Origin of the sequence: Martinezella miluonensis (assembly GCF_900094545.1) — a bacterium.
Lineage (GTDB): Bacteria > Pseudomonadota > Alphaproteobacteria > Rhizobiales > Rhizobiaceae > Rhizobium > Rhizobium miluonense.
The window spans coordinates 14,444-34,034 of the sequence record NZ_FMAH01000039.1 but is presented as its reverse complement, the minus strand read 5'-3'; the positions used below and the strand labels follow the sequence as shown (position 1 = coordinate 34,034).

Here is a 19,591-nt window from a genome sequence, read left to right as displayed (position 1 = left end):
TTTTTCCAACGGCGGCTGGATGTCGCCATCGGGTGTCGAACAGGCAGCCGGCTGGGCCGCCGGCCTTGATCGGAGCGTCTTCGGAGCCCGAAAGCCCCTGCGTTCCCTCATGAAACTCTGTGGTTTCTTTTAAGTCAATTGTCTTGACTAATTTGTTCTTCAATATTCTATTGGTGTCAAGAGGCAAAAACAGATGAACGATATTCGCCCGATCAGGGCCACGAGCGGAACGAACCACGAAGGCACCAGCGCCCATAACCGGCGGGTGATCATCGATGCCCTGCGATTGAATGGTGCACTTTCTCGCGCAGACTTGGCGCGAGCCACACGCCTGACGAAGCAGACGGTTTCCAACATCATGGAGGAGTTGGAAAACGACGGGCTGGTCATCTCAAGGGAAACGGTGCGGCGAGGCAGGGGCCAACCTTCCACGCCCTACGGCCTGGTGCCGGAAGGCGCCTTCGCGATCGGCCTGCAGATCGACCGTCATATCACCCGTGCCATCGCCGTGGATCTCGTCGGCAATGTGCTGATCCGCAAGGAGGCGAACCTGCCGGCCGGCGGGCCTGCTACCGGCACCCCTGTGGTGCTGCAGCTCGTAGAGAGCGTCCGCAGCGAACTCAAACAGCGTACCGCGCAGGCGGAGAAGCGCCTCGTCGGGCTCGGCGTTGCGATGCCGGGCCCATTCGGCATCGAACAGGATACAGACGACAATCCCTGGATGATGGGTCCCTGGCAGCGCTTTCCCCTGCTGGAGACGCTAGCCGCCGGCACTGGCCTCAACGTCACGCTGCAGAACGACGCCGCTGCCTGCGCAACCGCCGAGCGCATGGTTGGCGCTGCCCACGGGCTCGATCACGCGGTCTGTCTCTATGTCGGCTATGGTATTGGCGCCGGGCTGATCCTTGGTGGCGAACTTTATAGCGGCGCCCGTGGCAATGCCGGCGAAATCGGTATGGCGCTGCTCACGGCTGGCGGCAGGCTGACGCAGCTCGAACATCGCGCCTCGCTTGCCTCGCTTTATGAGCATCTGGGTGTCGATCCGATGGCGCCTGACATCTATTCGCTGATCGACAAACGCTCAGCCGCCGACGATCCGGAGATCGTCGCCTGGATCGAAAAGGCGGCGATCGACCTGCGCTGGGCCGTGCATCTCATCGAAACCGTCTTCGATCCGCAGACTGTGATTCTATGCGGCGGAGCGCCGGCGGCTCTCGCGACGCGGTTGATCGACGCCATGCAGCCATTGTTGCCGTCCAATGCCGATCGCACAGACCGGCCTCTGCCGCGCCTGCAGCTCGGCATGACCGACCCTTGGGCTGTGGCGCGCGGAGCGGCGGTGGAACCGATCGGCCACGCTTTCGATCCGCGTTTCTCGGCGATCCTGAAATCCTGAATGTCAGGGATGACGGGGGCTGGCGCCGAGGCGCGCGAGCACTTTGTTCGGGATGTCATACCGCTGAATGACGTCGCGGCTGTTGCGCAGGCCGCAGATCTCGCGATGGATGAACATCGCCCAGACAGCTTCGGCGGCGATATCGACCAGCCGTTCGTGCTCGACGCCTTGCCTGCCTTTTACCTCGCCGTCCCGCAGCGCCGCAATCGCCGCCTCTACCTTCAGGCCGTGATGGCCGAGCGTGCTGGCGCGCTCCGACATCATCTCGTATTCGAGAATCCCGAGGCCGGCCTCAGTCACTAGCGACGGATTGAAATTGCGTGGCGGGCGAACTGTCATCTCTGGCTCCGCATGGTGATGATCTGTCCTGTCTTGGCTTTACACAACTCCAGCCGGTTTCCAAAGCGTGAGTATGCCGCATCTGTTCAACGCGAACCGGGGCACACGCATTCGAAATCGCTGGATTTCATCGTCCAATGTCTCTTTTCGGGTGGCTGGAGGCCGGGTATTTCGGGTCCTATGCGGTCACAAGCGCTTCATCGAAGGCAATCTTGCCCAAGACAGAGAGCGCAATTCAAGGAAAGGATATCGGCATGACCAAAGCTCCGGGATATGACGGAAAGCACTATGTATATCGGATCATGAACTCGCCCGTTGGCGCGCTCAAGCTCGTCAGCAGCGATGATGGCCTGGCCGCGATCCTCTGGGACAACGATCGGCCAGGCCGCGTGCCGCTGTCGATCGTCGCCGAAGACGAAAGTCATCCGGTCCTGCTGGAAGCCGAACGGCAGCTTCTGGAATATTTCGCCGGCAAACGACAGGCCTTCGATTTGCCGCTCGACTTTGCCGGAACGGAGTTTCAGAAAAAAGTCTGGCGCGCATTGCTGGCCATTCCCTTCGGCGAGACGCGCACCTACAGGCAGATTGCGACTGAGATCGGCGCGCTGAAGGCGGTGCGGGCTGTCGGCGCCGCCAATGGCCGTAATCCTATCTCGATCATCGCCCCTTGCCATCGGGTTATCGGATCTACCGGCGAACTGCGCGGATTCGCGGGCGGTCTCGCGCGCAAGGCCTATCTGCTGCGGCTCGAAGGAGCGGAGGCGAAGACCTTCGATTTCGCCGCCTGATCATACCGGGGCAGTTGTCGGCATAGCCATAAAGAAAACGGCCCATCCGGATGCCGGGTGGGCCGTTCCTGTTCATGTGCTCAAGCTCAGCTGCAGGCCGCTTCGCTTCAGCCTTCGAGCCACTTCACCTGTTCGGGCGTCAGCTTGATGTCTAGCGCCGAGAGGCTGTCTTCCAGTTCGGCGACGGTGCGCGGGCCGATCAGCGGGATGACCGGGAACGGCTGGGCGACGACATAGGCAAGCGCTATGTGGATCGGGTTGCGGCCGAGTTTCTGCGCCAGTTCGATCGCCCTGTCGCGGCGGCCGAAATTGCGATCGGAATACCAGACGCGGACCAATTCCTCGTCATCGCGCTTGTCGCGGCCGGCGCGGTCGGTGAAGAAGCCGCGGCCCTGGCTTGACCAGGCGAAGTTGGGGATCTGCTTGGCATTGAGCCAGGCCTTCCATTCATCGTCGGAGGCCGCCACGCATCCGGCCCAGATCGGATCGAGCATTTCCGCCAGTGAGAAGTTGTTGGAAAGTGCTGATGGCGCCGTCTTGCCGTTTTTCTCAGCATATGCGATTGCCTCGTCGAAGCGGGCGCGCGTCCAGTTCGAGCCGCCGAAGATGCCGCGGATGCGGCCGGCCTTCACCTCTGCATCCATGGCATCAACGAATTCGCCGACCGGAACGCCGGTATTGTCGCGATGCATGAAGTAGATATCGACATAGTCGGTCTTCAGGCGGTTAAGCGACTGGTCGAGCTGTTTGGCGATCATGTCAGGGTAGCAAAGCGGCGAATGAGCGCCCTTGCCGATGAGGACGATATCCTCGCGCGGCACGTTGCGGCTGGTGTGCCAATCGCCGAAGATGCTCTCCGTCTTGCCACCGCTATAGACATAGGCCGTGTCGAAGGCATTGCCGCCGGCTTCATAAAAGGCGTCCAGCGTCAGCGAGGCGGCGGCGAAGTTCGGGAAGAACTCGAAGCCGAGGGTGACGAGCGATGCCGGCTTGGTTATACCCGGAATGCTGCGCTTCGGGATGCTGCTGCCCTTGATAACGGTCGCGCCGGCGATGTTCTTCGTCCGGTGCGTTGCCTTCTCGACACCATATTCGAGGCCGATCGAGGCTCGCCATTGATCGAGAACCCTGAGATTGCCGATCGAATCCGCCCAGCCGATGCCGGGATAGCCGAATTCCTGGCTGCCAGCCCGGATGGCGTCGCCCGCAGCATCGACTTCGAAGGAATAGAGCCAGCGCTCCTCCTTGACCTCGATGGTCTGGGTTTCGCCACCCTTGATGAGTTCGATCTTGCCGACGCCGCCTTTGTGGCCGGAGGCGAACCAGAAGTCCGCGACTTCGATACGGCCTTCCGAGCCGATGATGCGCAGCGTGTTGTCCTGATTTGCCATGATCGAGCAGGACACTTCGGCGATGATCTCGTTCGGGAATTTCAGGACGGCGGAGGCCCATTCGTCGACGCCGGTCTGGCCGAGATGGCCGACGCCCGACACCTTGTCGGGATCGAGGAACGGCTTGCCGTCGGCGGCGCCCGCGATCAGGCGCGCCATCGAAACCGGATAGCCGCCGACATCGAGAATGCCGCCGCCGGCCATGTCATTGGCAAACAACCGGTGTTCCGCCTTTACCGTACCCATGTTGAAGCCGAAGGAGGAGCGGATGATGCGCAGATCGCCGATTGCGCCGCTCTTGATGAGCTCGATCAGCTTCGCCGTCTGCGGGTGGACGCGATACATGAAGGCTTCGCCGGCGAAAACTCCAGCCTTCTTCGCTTCGTAGTAGATGGCCTCGGCATCGAAGGCAGAAAGCGCGATCGGCTTTTCGACAAGCACATGCTTGCTAGCGCGGATTGCCTTGATCGCCCATTCGGCATGGCCGGTATGCGGTGTGGCGATATAAACGGCGTCGATTTCCTTGTCGGCGAGCAGAGCCTCGTAACCGTTGACGATGCGCGCACCCGGGAAGCCGTCGCCAAGGCCCGGCTTGTCGGGGTTACGGCTGGCGATAGCCACCAGCTTGCCGCTGCGGGAATGAGCGATACCATCGGCAAAAGTCTGCGCGATCCGGCCGGGGCCGATGATGCCCCAGCGGATGGATGTATCGGTAGTCATGATATGGTCCTTTCCTAAATCTGCATGCTGTCTTGGGAGGGATAAGGACAACGCCTACCGCAATCGGTTGCCGGCGCTGTCGAACAGGAATGTCTTGGCCGCTGATAGCGCCACGGTGAGCTTGTCGCTGTTGCCCGTGGTGCGGGACTCTTCGCGTTCGATGACGATCTGCTCGCCGCCGGCGATATTGGCGTAGATGTAGCTGGTATTGCCGAGATGCTCGGCGACATCGACATCGACGGTCAAATCGGCATCGCCTCGTCCGGCTTCGAGGAAATGTTCGGGGCGAATGCCGAGCGTCACATGCTCGCCGATTTCGACCCCGCCTGCCGTGATCGGCAGCGACAGGCCGACGTTACGCTGGTCGCGAAGGACAACTCCGATGCGACCAGCCTGGTTGTCGACGATTTCGGCGCGCAGGAAGTTCATCTTCGGAGAGCCGACGAAGCCGGCGACGAACTGGTTGGCCGGGTCGTCATAGAGATCGAGCGGCGCGCCCACCTGCTCGATATTGCCGCTGCGCAGCACCACGATCTTGTCAGCAAGCGTCATGGCTTCCGTCTGATCGTGCGTGACATAGATCATCGTCGTGCCGAGCTTCTTGTGCAGGCGTGAGATTTCGACACGCATCTGCACGCGCAGTTCGGCATCGAGGTTGGAGAGCGGCTCGTCGAACAGGAAGATCTGCGGCTCGCGCACGATGGCGCGGCCGATGGCAACGCGCTGGCGCTGACCGCCGGAGAGCTGCTTCGGCCGGCGCTGCATCAGCTCCGTGATCTGCAGGATCTCGGCCGCTTGTTTGACGCGGCGGTCGGTATCGGCCTTGGGGTTGCCGTTCATGCGCAGGCCAAAATTGAGGTTCTGCTCGACCGTCAGATGCGGATACAGGGCATAGGACTGGAAGACCATGGCGATGCCGCGGTCGGCCGGTTCCATATCATTGACCACCCGGCCGCCGATCTTGAGTTCGCCGCCGGAGATATCCTCCAGCCCGGCGATCATGCGCAGCAGCGTGGACTTGCCGCATCCCGAGGGGCCGACGAAGACGACGAACTCGCCATCCTTCACGTCGAGATTGGCGCCGTGGACGATTTCCAGTGAACCGTAGCGTTTGACGATATTGGTAAGGGATAGTTCAGCCATACGGATCTCCCGGAATTATTTGACTGCGCCGGCAGCAATGCCGGCGATGAAGTGGCGTTGCAGGAGAACGAAGACGACGAGGATCGGCGCTGTCAGCATCACGGCGCCGGCCATGATGCCGCCCCAGGAGACCCTGGTGAGGCCGATCAGCGTCCCGAGCGCGACGGGTGCCGTCATCATTCCCGGCCGGGAGTTGATGAGCAGTGGCCAGAGATAGTTGTTCCAGGAAGCCAGGAACAGGATGATGGCGAGCGCCGCCATGGTCGGCCTTGCGAGCGGCAGGGCGATGCGCAGGAAGATCTGCCATTCCTTGACGCCCTCCACGCGAGCGGCGTCAAAGAGCTCGCCCGGCATCATCGAGAAGGCCTGGCGCATGAACAGCACGCCGAGTGAGTTGAATAGTGGCGGTACGATCAGGGCGACCCATGAATTGGCCAGCCCGAAATCGCGCGCCACCATGATGAACTGCGGGATGACGACGACGGAGTAGGGTAGCGTGATCGTGCCGAGGATGATGCCGATGACGCCCGAACGGCCGGCGAACTGGTAGCGCGCCAGAGCCCATCCGGCCATTGAGGTCAACAGCACCGACAGGAAGGTATAGACGACGGCAACGACAATGGAGATCGTCATAGCACCGATGAAGTTAGTGTCGGCCTGCAGGTTCCGGACGTTGTCCATGAAACCTGTCGACGGTGTCAGGATGATGCCAGGGCTGAAAATGCCGTAATCGGGCATGGTCGAGAAGACGAACATCATCCAGAGCGGAAACAGCCAGATGATGGCGAGCGGCACCAGCAGGCCGTGCAGCGCGATCGAGCGGATCAGATTGGATTTGGACTTCGATTTCATTTCGGTTCGCGCCCCACCCAGAGATTGAGGAGAGAGATGGCTACCGCGAGCGCCGCCATCGTGTAGGCGACCGCCGAGGCATAGCCGAAGTTGGTCGACTGGAAGGCCTGGCGATAGAGCAGCAGGCCGAGCGTCTCCGTCCCGCCGCCGGGGCCACCTCTGTTTGTGATCAGATATGGTTCGGTGAAGAGCTGCATGGTGCCGATGACGGACAGGACGACGCAGAACAGAATGATCGGCTTCAACAGCGGCAGGGTGATATGGATGAACTGCTGGAAGCGGTTGACGCGGTCGAGGGTGGCAGCCTCGTAAACATCCTCGGGGATCGATTGCAGCCCGGACAGGATGATGATGGCGTTATAACCCGCCCAGCGCCAGGTGACGGCGATGATGATGAGCACCATGGCGGCATGCGATTCCGCGAACCACGACACCGGTGCGAAGCCGACCGTACCGAGCAGTTTGTTGACGATGCCGAAATCGACGTTGAACATCAGGCGGAAGACAGCGGCATACGCCACCTCGCCAACGACGACGGGTGCGAAGAAAGCGAAGCGAAAAATGCCACGGGCCTTCAACAGCGGTGAATTCAGCAGCACCGCCATGACCGTGGCGAGCGTGATCATGACGGGGACCTGGACGATCAGGATGATCAGCGTGTTTTGCAGCGCGTTGTAGAAGGCCGGGTCGCCGAACAGGCGCCCCCAATTGAGCGACAGATTGAAAACCCACGGATTAACCCGGGTGTTCTGGAACGAAATCAGGAACGAATCAATGATCGGCCAGACCCAGAAAGCGGCGAACACCAGAAGATAGGGTGCAAGGAACGCATAAGCGCTCCGGTTTCGCAACCGCATGAAAGCCTCCTCACTTTATGCGCAGTGAAATGATGCGTGACATCGCATCCCCGCCGCCCTGAGGGCGGCGGGGATGCCGAGCGCGGCTTGGGATGCGCGCCCGGCAGTGTCACTCATTTCGCGAGCGGCAGGCCCGTCGCCGAAGCGATCTGCTGGGCCGCGTCGTCAAGCGCTGCCTTGCCGTTCGGATATCCACCGGCGAGGTACTTCGTCTGTACCGCCTTGATGACTTCGTCAGCGTCGCTGAAGTACGGCGTGCCGGGGCTCGGGTGGATTTTCGGCAGGGTGGCGAGGATATCGGCCCAGACCTTTTGCCCACCCCAATAGGGCTGCGGCTGGTTGACGAAGGGATCTTGGACCGCAGTCAGAAGCGACGGCACGAGCCCGAAGGACTTCAGCATGGTCACCTGGCCCTCATTGGTGCCAAGCGTGTATTCGAGGTACTTCCAGGCGGCTTCCTTGTGCTTGGAGCCGCTGGCGATTGCGAGCGACGAACCGCCGAGATTGGCTGCGTGCGGACCGTCGGCCGTCATGCTCGGCATCGGATAGACGCCCCATTTGCCGGCGAGATCCGGCGAGGTGGAGCGGACGGTGCCTTCATACCAGCCGCCATAGAGCTGCGATGCCACCTTGCTTGCAGTGTTCGCCTGGATTTTCTCGTTCCAGTTCGCCGCGGTCATCAGGCCCGCGTCCTTGATCCCCTTCACCTTGTCCAGCGCTTTGACACAGCCGGGCTGGTTGACGGTGATGCTCTGGCTGTCACTCGAAAAATAGCCGCAGCCTTGTTCGTTGGCGAGCATGCGGAACCATTCTGTGTCGCCGTTGAGATCGGCCTGCGTCATGACGACACCGGGATTGGCCGCGGAGATCTTCTTGCCGGCGGCGATGAAATCGTCCCAAGTCTTGATCGTTGCCGGATCGACGCCTGCCTTTTCATAGAGATCGCGGCGATAGAACATGGTGACCGGGCCGGAATCCCATGGCATCGCATAGGCTGCGGCGCCAACTTCGAGTTCCGCGCGCTTGAAGTCCGGGAACTGCTTCTTGAGGCTGTCGTTATAGCCGAGCTTCGTCAGGTCGGTCAGGCAGTCCGGAAAGCGGTTCCAGAAGATCGATGCTTTGTGGTTTTCGATCGACATGACGTCGGGCAGACCGTCGCCGCCGGCAGCGCAAGCGGCCAGCATCTTGTCGAAGACCTGTGGGTTGCCGATGTCCTGCACATCGACCTTGATGTCGGGATATTTCTTATTGAACCCCTCGACCGTGGATTTCAGCGCCGACGCGGCGATGTTCCAGCTCCAGACCGTAATGGTGGTTTGTTCCGCAAAGGCAGAACCGGAAGCGAGTAAGGCGGCAAGCGCCGTCGCTCCAGCAAGTTTTAAACGCATTGAAAATCCTCCCTTTTCAATTGCTGTCCGCAAGCGAACGCGCTTAAACTAGCTGTCGGTACGCTTCTGTCTCCTAAAAAGGGAACATCGACTTGGCGAAAAGTAAGGTAGGTGAACGGGCGGTCTATCAGCCAGGCGCAAGCAGCGTCGAAGGGCTCCCGACAATCCTGCAGATGTTCTACTCCCATCCGTTGCCGATGGCGAAGCCCCATTGGCACGCGCAGGTGGAAGTGAACTACATCGTGCGCGGCAGCGTGCATTACCAAATAGGTGATCATGAGCTGCATCTGAGGGCGGGTCAGATCTGCCTCTTCTGGGGCGGCCAGCCGCACCAGTTGGATGAATTGTCCGACGATGCGATCTACGCGGGCGCGCATCTGCCGCTCGTGCATTTCTTCCGCTTGCGGCTGCCGCTCGATATTTCCGGCCGCCTCATTCGCGGGCAGACCCTGATAAGCTCGGCAACAGATGCCGCCGATGACGAGAATTTCGCCCGGTGGCACCGCTATGTCATGTCCGATGACGGAGCCAAGGCCGAGCACGCCGTCGCCGAACTTCTCTTGCGCCTGGAGCGGATCGCCTTCGAGCCCTATCGCATGGTGCCGGAAAAGCAGGGAAGCCTTGCGAACGAACACGCCCATCCGCAATCCTCGCGCAGCCTGGCGAGAATGTGCGATTTCATTGCCGAAAATTTTCTGGACGATATCGATACGGTCGATATCGCCAAGGCGGCGCATCTTCATCCGAAATACGCCATGAACCTCTTCAAGAAATCGACAGGCATGACGCTGGCCAAATATGTAAACCTGCTGCGCCTTTCGCGTGCCCAGGCGATGTTGATGCGGGATGGGGCCAACGTGCTTCAGGTCGCCATGGACAGCGGTTTCGGCTCGATCAGCGCCTTCAACAAATCCTTCCGCCACATTGCCGGCATGACGCCTTCCGATTTCCGCCGCGACATGCGCGTGCTTTCCGCAATGAATGTGGAAGCCCTCGAGTCGTCCATCAGGCGCCCCTCGCAGATTCAGCGTTGAGACCTCTTGCGGTTGCTGCCGATCCCAAGCATTGCTGATCAAAATGCGGGAGGAGATTTCAATGCGTCAGTTTTCGGCTTGTATCGAGTGGTTGTTTGCGCGCGACGGCGACGCTTTCGCAGATCGCATTCGGCGGGCGCACGAGGCAGGGCTCGATGCCGTCGAATTCTGGCATTGGAGGAACAAGGATCTCGATGCGATCGCCGCGGCCGTTGCCGAGACCGGCATTGCAGTGTCCGGCTTCGTCGCGGAGCCGATGATCGCGCTGACGAATCCGGCAAACAAAGAGGTTTGGCTGAAGGGTCTGCGCGAGTCCGTCGCCGTGGCGCAGCGTCTCGGCGCGTCGGTTTTGATTGCGCAGGCCGGGGATGATCTACCGGGGTTTTCGCGTGCCGAGCAGCGGGCCTCCCTCGTAGCCGCCCTTTGCGCCGGCGCCGATATCCTCGAGGGATCCGGCGTTCGGCTCGGCCTCGAACCGCTGAACACCAAAATCGATCATGTCGGCTACTATCTGTCTTCGACGGCGGAAGGCCTGGATATCGTCGATGAAGTCGGCCGCCCGGAAATCGGCATCGTCTATGATCTCTATCATTCGGCCGTGATGGGCGAGAACACGCAGCAGGTCGTCGGTGATAGGGTCGACCGGATCGTGCATCTGCATACCGCAGATCATCCCGGCCGCGGCGATCCCGGCACAGGTCAGGTGGACCTGCGGGAACGACTGGATTGGCTTTTCGCTCAAGGCTATCGCGGCAGGGTAGGCCTGGAATACAGGCCGGCGACCAGCGATGCCGCTGCCGTCCGCGCGGGGATCAAGTCGCTCGGCGGCTAGGCCTTCGGGTGGCCGGTAACCTAGACCGGCTCCAGCGTGCCGAACACGGCAACCAGTCCGATCACGACAATGCCGATGACGATTTCGGCAAAGCTCCCCAGCCGGAGCGCCTGCAGGGCGCGGCTCGGATTGCGACCGATCCAGGGCACGAAGACATAGCGATTGACGATCGCCAGAAGCGCCATGCCGGCGACCAGCGCGATCTTGATTGCAAGCAGTTTCTGGTAGGACGAAGACCAGTCCGTCGGCAGGCGTTTCAGGATCAGCAGCATGTTGACGATGCCGGAGAGAATGACGAGGGCAACGGCCCAGTGCCCGACTTTCGAGAATCGGCGCAGTGCCAGCCCCGCATCCACCCGGCATTCGGGTCGGCTCAGAAGCCGCAAAATCGGGATCAGCGGCACCAGAGCGCCCAGCCAGCCGCCGCCCGTCAGGACGTGGAAGATATCATTGGTGCGATGGGCCTGGCGCAACCAGCCTTCCAGCATGGAGGCATGGCCGGTCAGGGAGAGGGCCGCAAGCCCGACGCCGGACGCCAATGCCAGCCCGAGACGACGTCGGCTTTCCGGCAGCAGGAAAGCACAGATCATCATAGTCGCTGCAACCGCCTGTGCCTGCCAGGCCTGACCGACGGTCGTATCGAACAGGACGTCACGCACAGTGCCGAAATCGAGCGCATCGCTCCAGCCATTGCCGATGATGGCCGTTGCCGCCGGAAGGGATATCAGTATCGCCAAGGCGCCGATCACCGCGATCAGGAAAAACGGCATTGCGGACATGCGCCAGACGATATCCGCAAGTGCCCTGGGCACCAGAAAGGAAAGATAGGCGCAGGCACCCCACAGCAGCATCAGCGATGCGTCATGAAGAAAGCGGCAGAGTTCGAGCGCTGTCGTCGGGTCCATCAAGGCTTCACGATCAAGTTACGGCTGTCATAAAGGTGAAGCTCCCCGTTAGGATTTGGTCCGTTCGGGCCTGACGTCCGCGCAGACAGGGCTCAAAGCCGAAACAATAGGTATATAGGCCCGGCTTACGATCCAAACTGATCAAAGATTCTCCCGCCAGCTTGTCAAGCGCGATAGAATTGCGGATACGCCCTGTCAACTTTCTCCATGCATAAAGGCGCCGTTCGGGGCGCTTTGCCGCAAGGCAATCCGGTGCCGCAGGCTTTTGCCGATCGCGACACCGGTCACCTGCGTCGATTCCTGTCGTTCGGCAAAGAATCGTCGCTTTTGAGTCCTTTTACAGAGATCGTTGAGGCGTTTCGGGATGTATGCTCGAAAGGGAATTTGATGTCGGCAGCTAGGATACACGAAAAGATGGCTCATGGTTTCGGCCATCGTCGGCTTCGCGAGCGGCTCGAGCATCTCGATGTGCCCACCTATGTCATCGGCGACGTGCATGGCCGCTACGATCTCCTGAGCGCGCTGGAACGCAGGATCGTCGCCGATGCCGCCGGGCTTCCTGGGCGCAAACTCATCATCATGCTGGGAGATTACATCGATCGCGGCCCTGCCTCGGCGCAGGTCGTCGGCCGGCTGATGGCATCGCCGCCAAACGGTTTCGATCGCATTTGCCTGACCGGCAATCATGAAATGGAAATGCTTGCCTATATCGATGGAGAGATATCGCTGGATGATTGGGTAGCGCTCGGAGGCGATGCCACTCTTGCTTCTTATGGCGCGGATATCCTGACACTGCGACAACAATATCCGAGCGAGAAGAAACTCGACACGTTCCTGCGAACCTGGCTACCTGACGATCACATCAATTTCCTGCGCCGCTTGCCGATCATGCTCGATACGCCGCAAGCCTTGTTCGTCCATGCTGGCATCGATCCGGATCGCTCGATCGCCGATCAGCAGGACGACGACCTTGTCTTCATTCGCTCGCGTTTCTACGACAGTGCGCAACCGCTGCCGAAGCTGATCGTGCACGGCCATACGCCGATCCGGCAGGCCGAAGTCAGCGGTCTGCGGCTCAATCTCGATACCGGCGCTTTTCACACCGGTCGATTGAGCGCGGCCCGGCTATGGCAGGGTCGCGTTCACATCACGTCGACTTGATTTGCCGGCTATAGATTGCCCATACAGAGATATTTCATTTCCAGATAGTCGTCGGCACCGTGGCGCGAGCCTTCGCGGCCGAGGCCGGATTGCTTGATTCCGCCGAAAGGCGCCGTCTCTGCCGACATTATGCCGGTATTGATGCCGACCATGCCGTATTCAAGCGCCTCGGCTACCCGCCAGACCTTCTTCAGATCGCCGGCAAAGAAGTAGGCGGCAAGGCCGAATTCCGTGTCGTTTGCCTGAGCGATGACATCCTCGACCGTTTCGAACCGGAAGAGCGGCGCGACCGGGCCGAAGGTCTCCTCGCGGGCGACCTTCATCGTCCGGTCGATGCCGGTCAGAATGGTCGGCGCGAAGAAGGTGCCGGCACCTTCGATGCGCTTGCCGCCGAGCAGGATCCGGGCGCCCTTCGACACGGCATCCCGAACATGGTCTTCCGCCTTGGCGACCCCCTGCTCGTCGATCAGCGGCCCGATGGTCACACCCGGCTTGAAGCCGTCTCCGACCGAAAGCGCCGATACCTTGGCCGCGAGCTTGGCGGCGAAGGCATCATAGACGTTGGACTGGACATAGATGCGGTTGGCACAGACGCAGGTCTGGCCGGCATTGCGGTATTTCGAAGCCAATGCTCCTTCGACGGCGGCATCGAGATCGGCATCGTCGAAGACGATGAAGGGTGCATTGCCGCCGAGTTCGAGGCTGACCTTCTTGATCTGGTCGGCGCACTGGCGCATCAGGATACGGCCGACCTCGGTCGAGCCGGTGAAGCTGATCTTGCGTACCTTCGGGTTGCCGCAGAGCTCGCGGCCGATCGCCGGGCCATCGGTGCCGACGATGACGTTGAAGATGCCGGCCGGAATGCCTGCCTCTTCGGCAAGGACGGCAAGCGCGATCGCCGTTAGCGGCGTCTGTTCGGCCGGCTTCGAGACGACGGTGCAGCCGACAGCGAGCGCCGGGGCGATCTTGCGGGTTATCATCGCAGCCGGAAAATTCCAGGGCGTGATCGTGCCGACGACGCCCACCGGTTGCTTGATGACGACCATGCGCTTGTCGTTGGACGGCGCGGGTATGGTTTCGCCATAGATGCGCTTGGCCTCTTCTGCATACCATTCGACATAGGAGGCGGCGTACAGGATTTCGCCTCTCGCTTCCGGCAGCGGCTTGCCCATCTCGGCCGTCAGGATGTTGGCCAGCTCATCGGCATTGGCAACCATCAGGTCGAACCATTTGCGCAGGATGACGGCACGTTCCTTGGCGGGACGACCGGCCCAGGCCGCCTGCGCCGCATAGGCGGCGTCGATCGCAGCCGTCGTTTCGGCGGCTCCCATGTCGGGGAGGCTGGCAAGCACCTCACCCGTGGCGGGGTTGATGACATCGAAGGTCTTGGTCGCGCCGCCTGCCGTCCAGACGCCGTTGATATAGCCGGCATCGCGTAGGAACCGCGAGGAGAAGGGGACATGCTTGGTCATTGCAGTCGTAAAGGACATCGTATGCACTCCGACAGTTTTCGCCCGGCAAGCCGCACGGGCGGATCGAAAGGAAAGAACGAAAGGACCGGCGGCTAGCGGCCGGCGCTCGCCTCGAGTAGCGACGCCTCGAGAATGTCGAGCGCCTCGCTGAACACGCTGTCCTGAATGGTGATCGGCGACAGGAAGCGGATGACATTGCCGTAGACGCCGCAGGTCAGAAGGATGAGCCCCTTGTCGAGCGCGATCAGCCGCACCTTATTCGCGAAGTCGGCGCTCGGCAGCTTCGTCGTGGCATCGTTGAACTCGACGGCATTCATGAAGCCGGGGCCACGGATGTCGGCAATTTCAGGCACCTTGTCGCGCAACGATTCAAGCCGCTGTTTCAGGCGCGAGCCGAGCTGGTTGGCGCGGTCGCACAGGCCCTCGTCGGTGATGACGTCGAGCACCGCATGGGCAGCGGCGACGCCGAGCGGATTGCCGCCATAGGTGCCGCCGAGGCCACCTGGCCCGGGCGCGTCCATGATTTCGGCGCGGCCGGTGACGGCGGCGAGCGGGAAGCCGCCGGCAAGGCTCTTTGCCATGGTGACCAGATCGGCCGCCACCTCATGGTGATCCATCGCAAACATCTTGCCGGTGCGCGCGAAGCCGGTTTGCACCTCATCGGCGATCAGCAGAATGCCGTGCTGGTCGCAGATGTCGCGCAGCGCCTTCATGAAAGCTGCCGGTGCCGGATAGAAGCCTCCTTCGCCTTGGACAGGTTCGAGGATGATTGCGGCGACGCGCTGCGGATCGACATCGGCGGCAAAAAGCTTCTTCAGCGCCGCCAGCGATTGCTCGACGGTAACGCCATGCAGCGGCACGGGGAAGGGCGCATGGAAGACATCGCCCGGCATCGAGCCAAAGCCGATCTTGTAGGGTGCGACCTTGCCGGTCAGCGCCATGCCCATGAAGGTACGGCCGTGGAAGCCACCGCTAAAGGCGATAACGGCGGAGCGGCCAGTCGCAGCACGAGCGATCTTGACGGCATTTTCGACCGCTTCGGCACCCGTCGTCACGAAGATTGTCTTCTTGGCGAAATCGCCGGGAACGATCGCGTTCAATCGCTCGGCAAGATGCACATAGCTCTCATAGGGCACCACCTGGTGGCAGGTGTGGGTGAAGCGATCGAGCTGCTCCTTGACGGCAGCAATGACGCGGGGATGCCGGTGGCCGGTATTCACCACGGCGATGCCGGAGGCGAAATCAATATAGCGATGCCCTTCCTTGTCCCAGATCTCGGCATTTTCAGCGCGATCAGCATAGATCTGCGTCGTCATGCCGACGCCGCGGGAAATGGCGGCGTTCTTCCGTTCGGTCAGGGTCATCACAGTGCTCCCAGAAGGTAGTTTCGAATTATCTTGCAGAACTTCTGCAATTTATTTATAAAACTCCTACATTTTTCCTGCAAGATTTCAAGCGGGATCTTGTGTGGGTGACAAAAATGGGCTGAAGGCTCCCACATAGCGCAGCGTACCTTTCAAGGCGCACCAAGGACGCTGTGGCACCTTGAACAGCTGCACAATTCCTTAAATCGATTTAAGGAATTGTGCAGCAGGCGCTTCCATCCGTGCTAAACAGATCAAAAGACTAGAGCATTTCCAGGAAAAGTGCGCGGCGGTTTTCCGTCCGGAATGCGTTGGGAAATAAGAAGATGGAGCATTTTCGTGATTCGAAGAAAAGCGGAAATGCTCTAGAGATCAGGGGTCATTGGCAAATGAGCAGCATCGAGCCCGAGCGCTACCCAGTGCGCTACAAGGTGGCGGAGGCAGCACGTCTGGCTGGCGTATCGGCGTCCACTTTGCGCCTATGGGAAAGCCAGGGCTTGCTCGTACCCTCTCGCTCCGAGACCGGGCACCGGCAGTACAGCGCCGAAGATGTAGCGCGGCTAAAGCGCATTTCCTGGTTCCGCGCTGAGCGCGGCCTCAATCCGGCGGCGATTCGCGAGGCGCTCGAGACCGAAGAGGGGAGCGCGACCGGCCTCGAGAATGGAGAACAATCCGCATCCTCCGATATCGGTCGCAGGTTTCGGTCGCTGCGCCATGCTGCCGGCAAGACGCTGGAGCAGGTCGCAGCCGAAATGGGTATGACATCCTCGACATTGTCGACCCTGGAGCGCACCTCGCAGGGCGTCAGCTTCAAGACCCTGCATGATCTTGCGGATTACTACGGCACGACCGTCTCGCGCCTGTCGGGCGAGGAGCGGGAGGACGTTCCCGCTCTGATCCGATCCGGCGAATGGCGTGCCTGGCCGGCAACGACGCCGGGTGTCACCGTCCAGCTGCTTGCCGAAGGAAGAACGATGATGGATTGCCATCGTTTCGTGCTTGCGCCGGGTGCAGCAAGCGAGGGCGCCTATCGCCACGAGGGTGAGGAGTTCATCCATGTCCTAGCCGGGCGCCTGGAGCTGGTGCTCGACAGCGACCAGTTCTTCGACCTTCTGCCCGGCGATTCCCTTTATTTCGAAAGCCGCCGCTATCATTCCTGGCGTAACCGCCACGATGGCGAGACCATATTGCTCTGGATCAACACGCCGCCGACATTTTAGAGCATTTCCAGGAAAAGTGCGCCGCGGTTTTCCGCTCGGAATGCGCGGAGAAACAGGAAGATGGAGCTTTTCACGTTTCGGAGAAAAGCGAAAAGCGTCCGGACGCGAAGGTATCGTTATCACCCTGTCTGTTCTATAGAACGGACGAAAAGCGAATTCGTAAAGACAGAGCCGGGAGAATCTCATGGCTGCCACCATCCGTTATCACGAAGGTGATATTTCCGCCGCAGATGCCGCCCGCTATACCGGCGCCATAGCCATCGACACCGAAACCCTCGGCCTCATCCCGCGCCGCGACCGTCTTTGCGTCGTGCAGCTGTCGCCGGGCGACGGCACGGCTGATATCATCCGCATCGCCGCCGGCCAGAAGCAGGCGCCCAATCTCGTCGCCATGCTTGCCGACCCCGCGCGCCAGAAGATCTTTCACTATGGCCGCTTCGACATCGCCGTGCTGTTCCATACCTTCGGCGTTACCACCACGCCGGTCTTTTGCACCAAGATCGCCTCGCGCCTCTGCCGCACCTATACCGACCGCCACGGCCTGAAGGACAATCTCAAGGAGATGCTGGACGTCGATATTTCCAAGGCGCAGCAATCGTCCGATTGGGCGGCCGAACCGCTGTCGCAGGCGCAGCTCGAATATGCGGCTTCCGACGTGCTTTACCTCCATGCGCTGCGCGAGAAGCTGACGCAGCGGCTTTTGCGCGACGGTCGCATGGACTATGCCGACGATTGCTTCGCCTTCCTCCCGACGCGCGCCAAGCTCGATCTTCTCGGCTGGGAAGAGGCGGATATTTTCGCGCATAGCTGATGGCTTCGCTTGCGGGTTGAAATCGACAGGCCAGTGCCGCAAAAGTGGCGTCGGCCTTTTCATTTAGCGATCTGTTAAGGAATAGGCTGCTATTTTGAGGATGATTTCCAGTTCATCGCGTTTGCGTCTCGCCACCTGGGTTATCTGCCGCTAGGAAATCCACAGGCCGCATGAGCGGACCTTCATTGAACCTGCCTCCCGCTTCCATCGTCGCCTTGCCAGACAAAGGAGCATGTCATGTTGCTTCCCGCCGTTGGTGCCGTGTCCGCTGTAAGCGTATCTGTTGAGAAACCTGTCGTCGCAACCGCGGAGACCTCCGGGCTCCAGACCGCCGCAACACCGCTGGCGGTCTTGTCGAGTGCAGTCAATGCCGGCGTCGAGGGCAAGCTGAACATGCTGCTGGTGGCAGCTCGCGAGCGGATGCTCGACAGCCTGCTGTCCGCAATCGACGTTGCTGCACGGACGTTGAATGTTTCGCGCGAACCGGGCGAGAGCAATGCCGCCTATGCGCAGCGCGTTGCCGACACAATCAGCAACTTGACGCCGCAGCAGCTTGTCGCTGCGCAACAGCGAGTGGACGCGCAAATGAGCACGCCCGTGCCATTGCCCTTGCTCGCCGCCGCCCTGGCGGATCCCGAAAGCCCGCAAGCGGTTCAGCTGGCCCTCAGCCTGGAACAGGCAGCGGCTGCCGAACCCGATGCCGTCCTAAAGGCGGTCGTCAATTCATATGGCCAGAATGCTGGAGAAACGAAGCCGGCGGCAGCTCAGCTGTCAGCGTCGGCGCCACTGCAGAAGGCGGCCGATATCGCCGCCCAGGTGGCAAACTCGGTGTCGCCTCCAAAGGAGCCCGCTGCCGCCGCGATCGCCCAGCCTGGAGCACAGCCATCGGCCGTGCCACCGGGAGCACCTCAATCCGGTATTGCACCGCAACCAGTTCCCGCGCCTGTGAGTGCCGCCACAGCGACGCCCACACAAGCGCTGACCCAAAACGGAGCAGTTCCAACGCCGCAAGCTGCGCCTGCCAGCTCCGGCATGGGTACGGCCTCGCCATTGCAGCTCGTCGCATCCCTCGCAGATGATCTGACTGCCGGGCCGTTGCTGGCGGCGATTGCCACGGAGGCCAAGCTCCCGATCGAAATCGAATTGATCAGGTCGCCGCTGACGCCCCCGCCGGTGCCGCGTGACATCCAGCAAATCCAGGCCGCCATCAAGGAGGGGTTGCAGGTTGTCATCAAGCCGCCCGTCATGGCCGTCAATTCCGACCTTCAGCAGATCATCAACAATCCGACGGCCTCCGTCGAGAAGATCATAGCGCAGGCGTTGACGGCCAATACGGCCGGGCAAGTGCCGTCGCAGCCGGCTGTCGACGAGAGCGGCAGGAGCCGCCTCATCCCGGCCGCTGCGACGCCTGCGTCACTGGCGGATGAGGCGGAAACGGCCGTTTCCGCTGCCGCATCCTCCGGCAAGCCGCAGGTTCTGGCCGCCTCCACAGCCGCCTTGACCATCTACGACACTGCGGAGCAGGCAGGAATGCCGGTTTCCGTGCCGCTCGGTGTCCCCTTCGTGGTCGCCAATTATCTGCCGGCTACCTCGCTCGCCAAAGCAAGCGAGCAGAAGCGGGTCGATCGCGTCGATCCCGTCGACGATGAGGAAGACGAACGCCCCGAGGACGAAGAAACGGCGCAGCACCAGGACCAGGACGAATCGCAGGCAGAAGAGCCGCCGGCGCAGATGGCCGAGGAAGCCGTCGACGATATGGAAGCGGAGCTTGCCTCACCTCAGATCGAGACTGCTCCGTCGGAGCTGGCTGCCTTGCCGCGGCCTTCGTTGAATGATCGCCAGCAAGACCACGCCTTTGATTTCTATCGACGCATGGTGGCTTGGGAGTAGACCGCCCGAGAATGGAATGGCCGACCCA

The 19,591-nt window shown here is 61.1% G+C and carries 17 protein-coding genes; 8 read left to right on the top strand and 9 right to left on the bottom strand.

Annotation, left to right across the window (positions count from 1 at the left end; genetic code table 11):
* Positions 1–193 precede the first annotated feature (193 nt).
* Positions 194–1,396, top strand: coding sequence for an ROK family transcriptional regulator (locus GA0061102_RS25110; RefSeq protein WP_092854247.1), 1,203 nt, complete (start codon positions 194–196; stop codon positions 1,394–1,396).
* Positions 1,397–1,399: 3 nt separating this feature from the next.
* Here the strand turns inward: GA0061102_RS25110 and GA0061102_RS25105 are convergent, their stop codons facing one another.
* The gene (locus GA0061102_RS25105; protein WP_092854245.1) at positions 1,400–1,735 is read right to left on the bottom strand and encodes a DUF6665 family protein; all 336 of its coding nucleotides are present in this window, start codon (positions 1,733–1,735) and stop codon (positions 1,400–1,402) included.
* A gap of 254 nt (positions 1,736–1,989) precedes the next feature.
* Here GA0061102_RS25105 and GA0061102_RS25100 point away from each other — a divergent pair, with 254 nt between their 5' ends.
* Positions 1,990–2,523 carry a methylated-DNA--[protein]-cysteine S-methyltransferase gene (locus GA0061102_RS25100; RefSeq protein ID WP_092854312.1) on the top strand — a complete coding sequence of 178 codons (534 nt, stop codon included), beginning with the start codon at positions 1,990–1,992 and terminating at the stop codon, positions 2,521–2,523.
* Positions 2,524–2,630: 107 nt separating this feature from the next.
* Here the strand turns inward: GA0061102_RS25100 and GA0061102_RS25095 are convergent, their stop codons facing one another.
* The 5 genes from GA0061102_RS25095 to GA0061102_RS25075 form a co-directional block, all read right to left on the bottom strand.
* Positions 2,631–4,634 carry an aldo/keto reductase gene (locus tag GA0061102_RS25095; protein WP_092854243.1) on the bottom strand — a complete coding sequence of 668 codons (2,004 nt, stop codon included), beginning with the start codon at positions 4,632–4,634 and terminating at the stop codon, positions 2,631–2,633.
* Between the two features lie 54 nt (positions 4,635–4,688).
* Positions 4,689–5,777 carry an ABC transporter ATP-binding protein gene (locus GA0061102_RS25090; protein ID WP_092854241.1) on the bottom strand — a complete coding sequence of 363 codons (1,089 nt, stop codon included), beginning with the start codon at positions 5,775–5,777 and terminating at the stop codon, positions 4,689–4,691.
* 15 nt (positions 5,778–5,792) lie between these two features.
* The gene (locus tag GA0061102_RS25085; RefSeq protein ID WP_092854239.1) at positions 5,793–6,629 is read right to left on the bottom strand and encodes a carbohydrate ABC transporter permease; all 837 of its coding nucleotides are present in this window, start codon (positions 6,627–6,629) and stop codon (positions 5,793–5,795) included.
* Entirely contained in the window at positions 6,626–7,486 is an 861-nt protein-coding gene (locus GA0061102_RS25080) for a carbohydrate ABC transporter permease (protein WP_092854237.1), read from the bottom strand. Before GA0061102_RS25080 ends, GA0061102_RS25085 begins: the two co-directional genes overlap by 4 nt.
* A gap of 113 nt (positions 7,487–7,599) precedes the next feature.
* Complete coding sequence (locus GA0061102_RS25075; RefSeq protein WP_092854235.1) at positions 7,600–8,874, bottom strand: ABC transporter substrate-binding protein; 1,275 nt, start codon at positions 8,872–8,874, stop codon at positions 7,600–7,602.
* 86 nt (positions 8,875–8,960) lie between these two features.
* Between GA0061102_RS25075 and GA0061102_RS25070 the strand changes: the two genes are divergently transcribed.
* Both GA0061102_RS25070 and GA0061102_RS25065 read left to right on the top strand, forming a co-directional pair.
* The gene (locus GA0061102_RS25070; RefSeq protein ID WP_092854233.1) at positions 8,961–9,908 is read left to right on the top strand and encodes a helix-turn-helix domain-containing protein; all 948 of its coding nucleotides are present in this window, start codon (positions 8,961–8,963) and stop codon (positions 9,906–9,908) included.
* A 61-nt stretch (positions 9,909–9,969) separates the two neighbouring features.
* On the top strand, positions 9,970–10,740 hold the full coding sequence (locus tag GA0061102_RS25065) for a TIM barrel protein (protein ID WP_092854231.1): 771 nt from the start codon (positions 9,970–9,972) through the stop codon (positions 10,738–10,740).
* 20 nt (positions 10,741–10,760) lie between these two features.
* On the opposite strand, the gene copD is transcribed toward GA0061102_RS25065, so the two are convergent.
* On the bottom strand, positions 10,761–11,645 hold the full coding sequence (gene copD / locus GA0061102_RS25060) for a copper homeostasis membrane protein CopD (protein ID WP_092854229.1): 885 nt from the start codon (positions 11,643–11,645) through the stop codon (positions 10,761–10,763).
* Positions 11,646–12,059: 414 nt separating this feature from the next.
* On the opposite strand from copD, the gene GA0061102_RS25055 reads away from it, so the two are divergent.
* Positions 12,060–12,806, top strand: a complete 747-nt coding sequence (locus tag GA0061102_RS25055; protein ID WP_245298132.1) for a metallophosphoesterase — start codon at positions 12,060–12,062, stop codon at positions 12,804–12,806.
* A gap of 8 nt (positions 12,807–12,814) precedes the next feature.
* On the opposite strand, the gene GA0061102_RS25050 is transcribed toward GA0061102_RS25055, so the two are convergent.
* Complete coding sequence (locus tag GA0061102_RS25050; protein ID WP_092854227.1) at positions 12,815–14,296, bottom strand: NAD-dependent succinate-semialdehyde dehydrogenase; 1,482 nt, start codon at positions 14,294–14,296, stop codon at positions 12,815–12,817.
* 74 nt (positions 14,297–14,370) lie between these two features.
* Positions 14,371–15,642: a 4-aminobutyrate--2-oxoglutarate transaminase gene (locus GA0061102_RS25045; protein WP_092854225.1), complete on the bottom strand. Its 1,272-nt coding sequence runs from the start codon at positions 15,640–15,642 to the stop codon at positions 14,371–14,373.
* A gap of 389 nt (positions 15,643–16,031) precedes the next feature.
* Between GA0061102_RS25045 and GA0061102_RS25040 the strand changes: the two genes are divergently transcribed.
* The 3 genes from GA0061102_RS25040 to GA0061102_RS25030 all read left to right on the top strand — a co-directional run bounded on the left by GA0061102_RS25040 (position 16,032) and on the right by GA0061102_RS25030 (position 19,563).
* Complete coding sequence (locus GA0061102_RS25040) at positions 16,032–16,862, top strand: MerR family transcriptional regulator (RefSeq protein ID WP_092854308.1); 831 nt, start codon at positions 16,032–16,034, stop codon at positions 16,860–16,862.
* A gap of 184 nt (positions 16,863–17,046) precedes the next feature.
* Positions 17,047–17,673: a ribonuclease D gene (locus GA0061102_RS25035; RefSeq protein ID WP_037155229.1), complete on the top strand. Its 627-nt coding sequence runs from the start codon at positions 17,047–17,049 to the stop codon at positions 17,671–17,673.
* A gap of 237 nt (positions 17,674–17,910) precedes the next feature.
* Positions 17,911–19,563, top strand: a complete 1,653-nt coding sequence (locus tag GA0061102_RS25030) for a hypothetical protein (protein WP_092854223.1) — start codon at positions 17,911–17,913, stop codon at positions 19,561–19,563.
* The last annotated feature ends 28 nt before the right edge of the window (positions 19,564–19,591 follow it).

Coding starts and splice junctions, on each gene's coding strand:
- GA0061102_RS25045 (WP_092854225.1), bottom strand. CDS start 15,642: ATGACCCTGACCGAACGGAAGAACGCCGCCATTTCCCGCGGCGTCGGC.
- GA0061102_RS25085 (WP_092854239.1), bottom strand. CDS start 6,629: ATGAAATCGAAGTCCAAATCCAATCTGATCCGCTCGATCGCGCTGCAC.
- GA0061102_RS25055 (WP_245298132.1), top strand. CDS start 12,060: ATGGCTCATGGTTTCGGCCATCGTCGGCTTCGCGAGCGGCTCGAGCAT.
- GA0061102_RS25040 (WP_092854308.1), top strand. CDS start 16,032: ATGAGCAGCATCGAGCCCGAGCGCTACCCAGTGCGCTACAAGGTGGCG.
- GA0061102_RS25075 (WP_092854235.1), bottom strand. CDS start 8,874: ATGCGTTTAAAACTTGCTGGAGCGACGGCGCTTGCCGCCTTACTCGCT.
- GA0061102_RS25080 (WP_092854237.1), bottom strand. CDS start 7,486: ATGCGGTTGCGAAACCGGAGCGCTTATGCGTTCCTTGCACCCTATCTT.
- GA0061102_RS25035 (WP_037155229.1), top strand. CDS start 17,047: ATGGCTGCCACCATCCGTTATCACGAAGGTGATATTTCCGCCGCAGAT.
- copD (WP_092854229.1), bottom strand. CDS start 11,645: ATGGACCCGACGACAGCGCTCGAACTCTGCCGCTTTCTTCATGACGCA.
- GA0061102_RS25050 (WP_092854227.1), bottom strand. CDS start 14,296: ATGTCCTTTACGACTGCAATGACCAAGCATGTCCCCTTCTCCTCGCGG.
- GA0061102_RS25090 (WP_092854241.1), bottom strand. CDS start 5,777: ATGGCTGAACTATCCCTTACCAATATCGTCAAACGCTACGGTTCACTG.
- GA0061102_RS25065 (WP_092854231.1), top strand. CDS start 9,970: ATGCGTCAGTTTTCGGCTTGTATCGAGTGGTTGTTTGCGCGCGACGGC.
- GA0061102_RS25105 (WP_092854245.1), bottom strand. CDS start 1,735: ATGACAGTTCGCCCGCCACGCAATTTCAATCCGTCGCTAGTGACTGAG.
- GA0061102_RS25095 (WP_092854243.1), bottom strand. CDS start 4,634: ATGACTACCGATACATCCATCCGCTGGGGCATCATCGGCCCCGGCCGG.
- GA0061102_RS25110 (WP_092854247.1), top strand. CDS start 194: ATGAACGATATTCGCCCGATCAGGGCCACGAGCGGAACGAACCACGAA.
- GA0061102_RS25100 (WP_092854312.1), top strand. CDS start 1,990: ATGACCAAAGCTCCGGGATATGACGGAAAGCACTATGTATATCGGATC.
- GA0061102_RS25030 (WP_092854223.1), top strand. CDS start 17,911: ATGTTGCTTCCCGCCGTTGGTGCCGTGTCCGCTGTAAGCGTATCTGTT.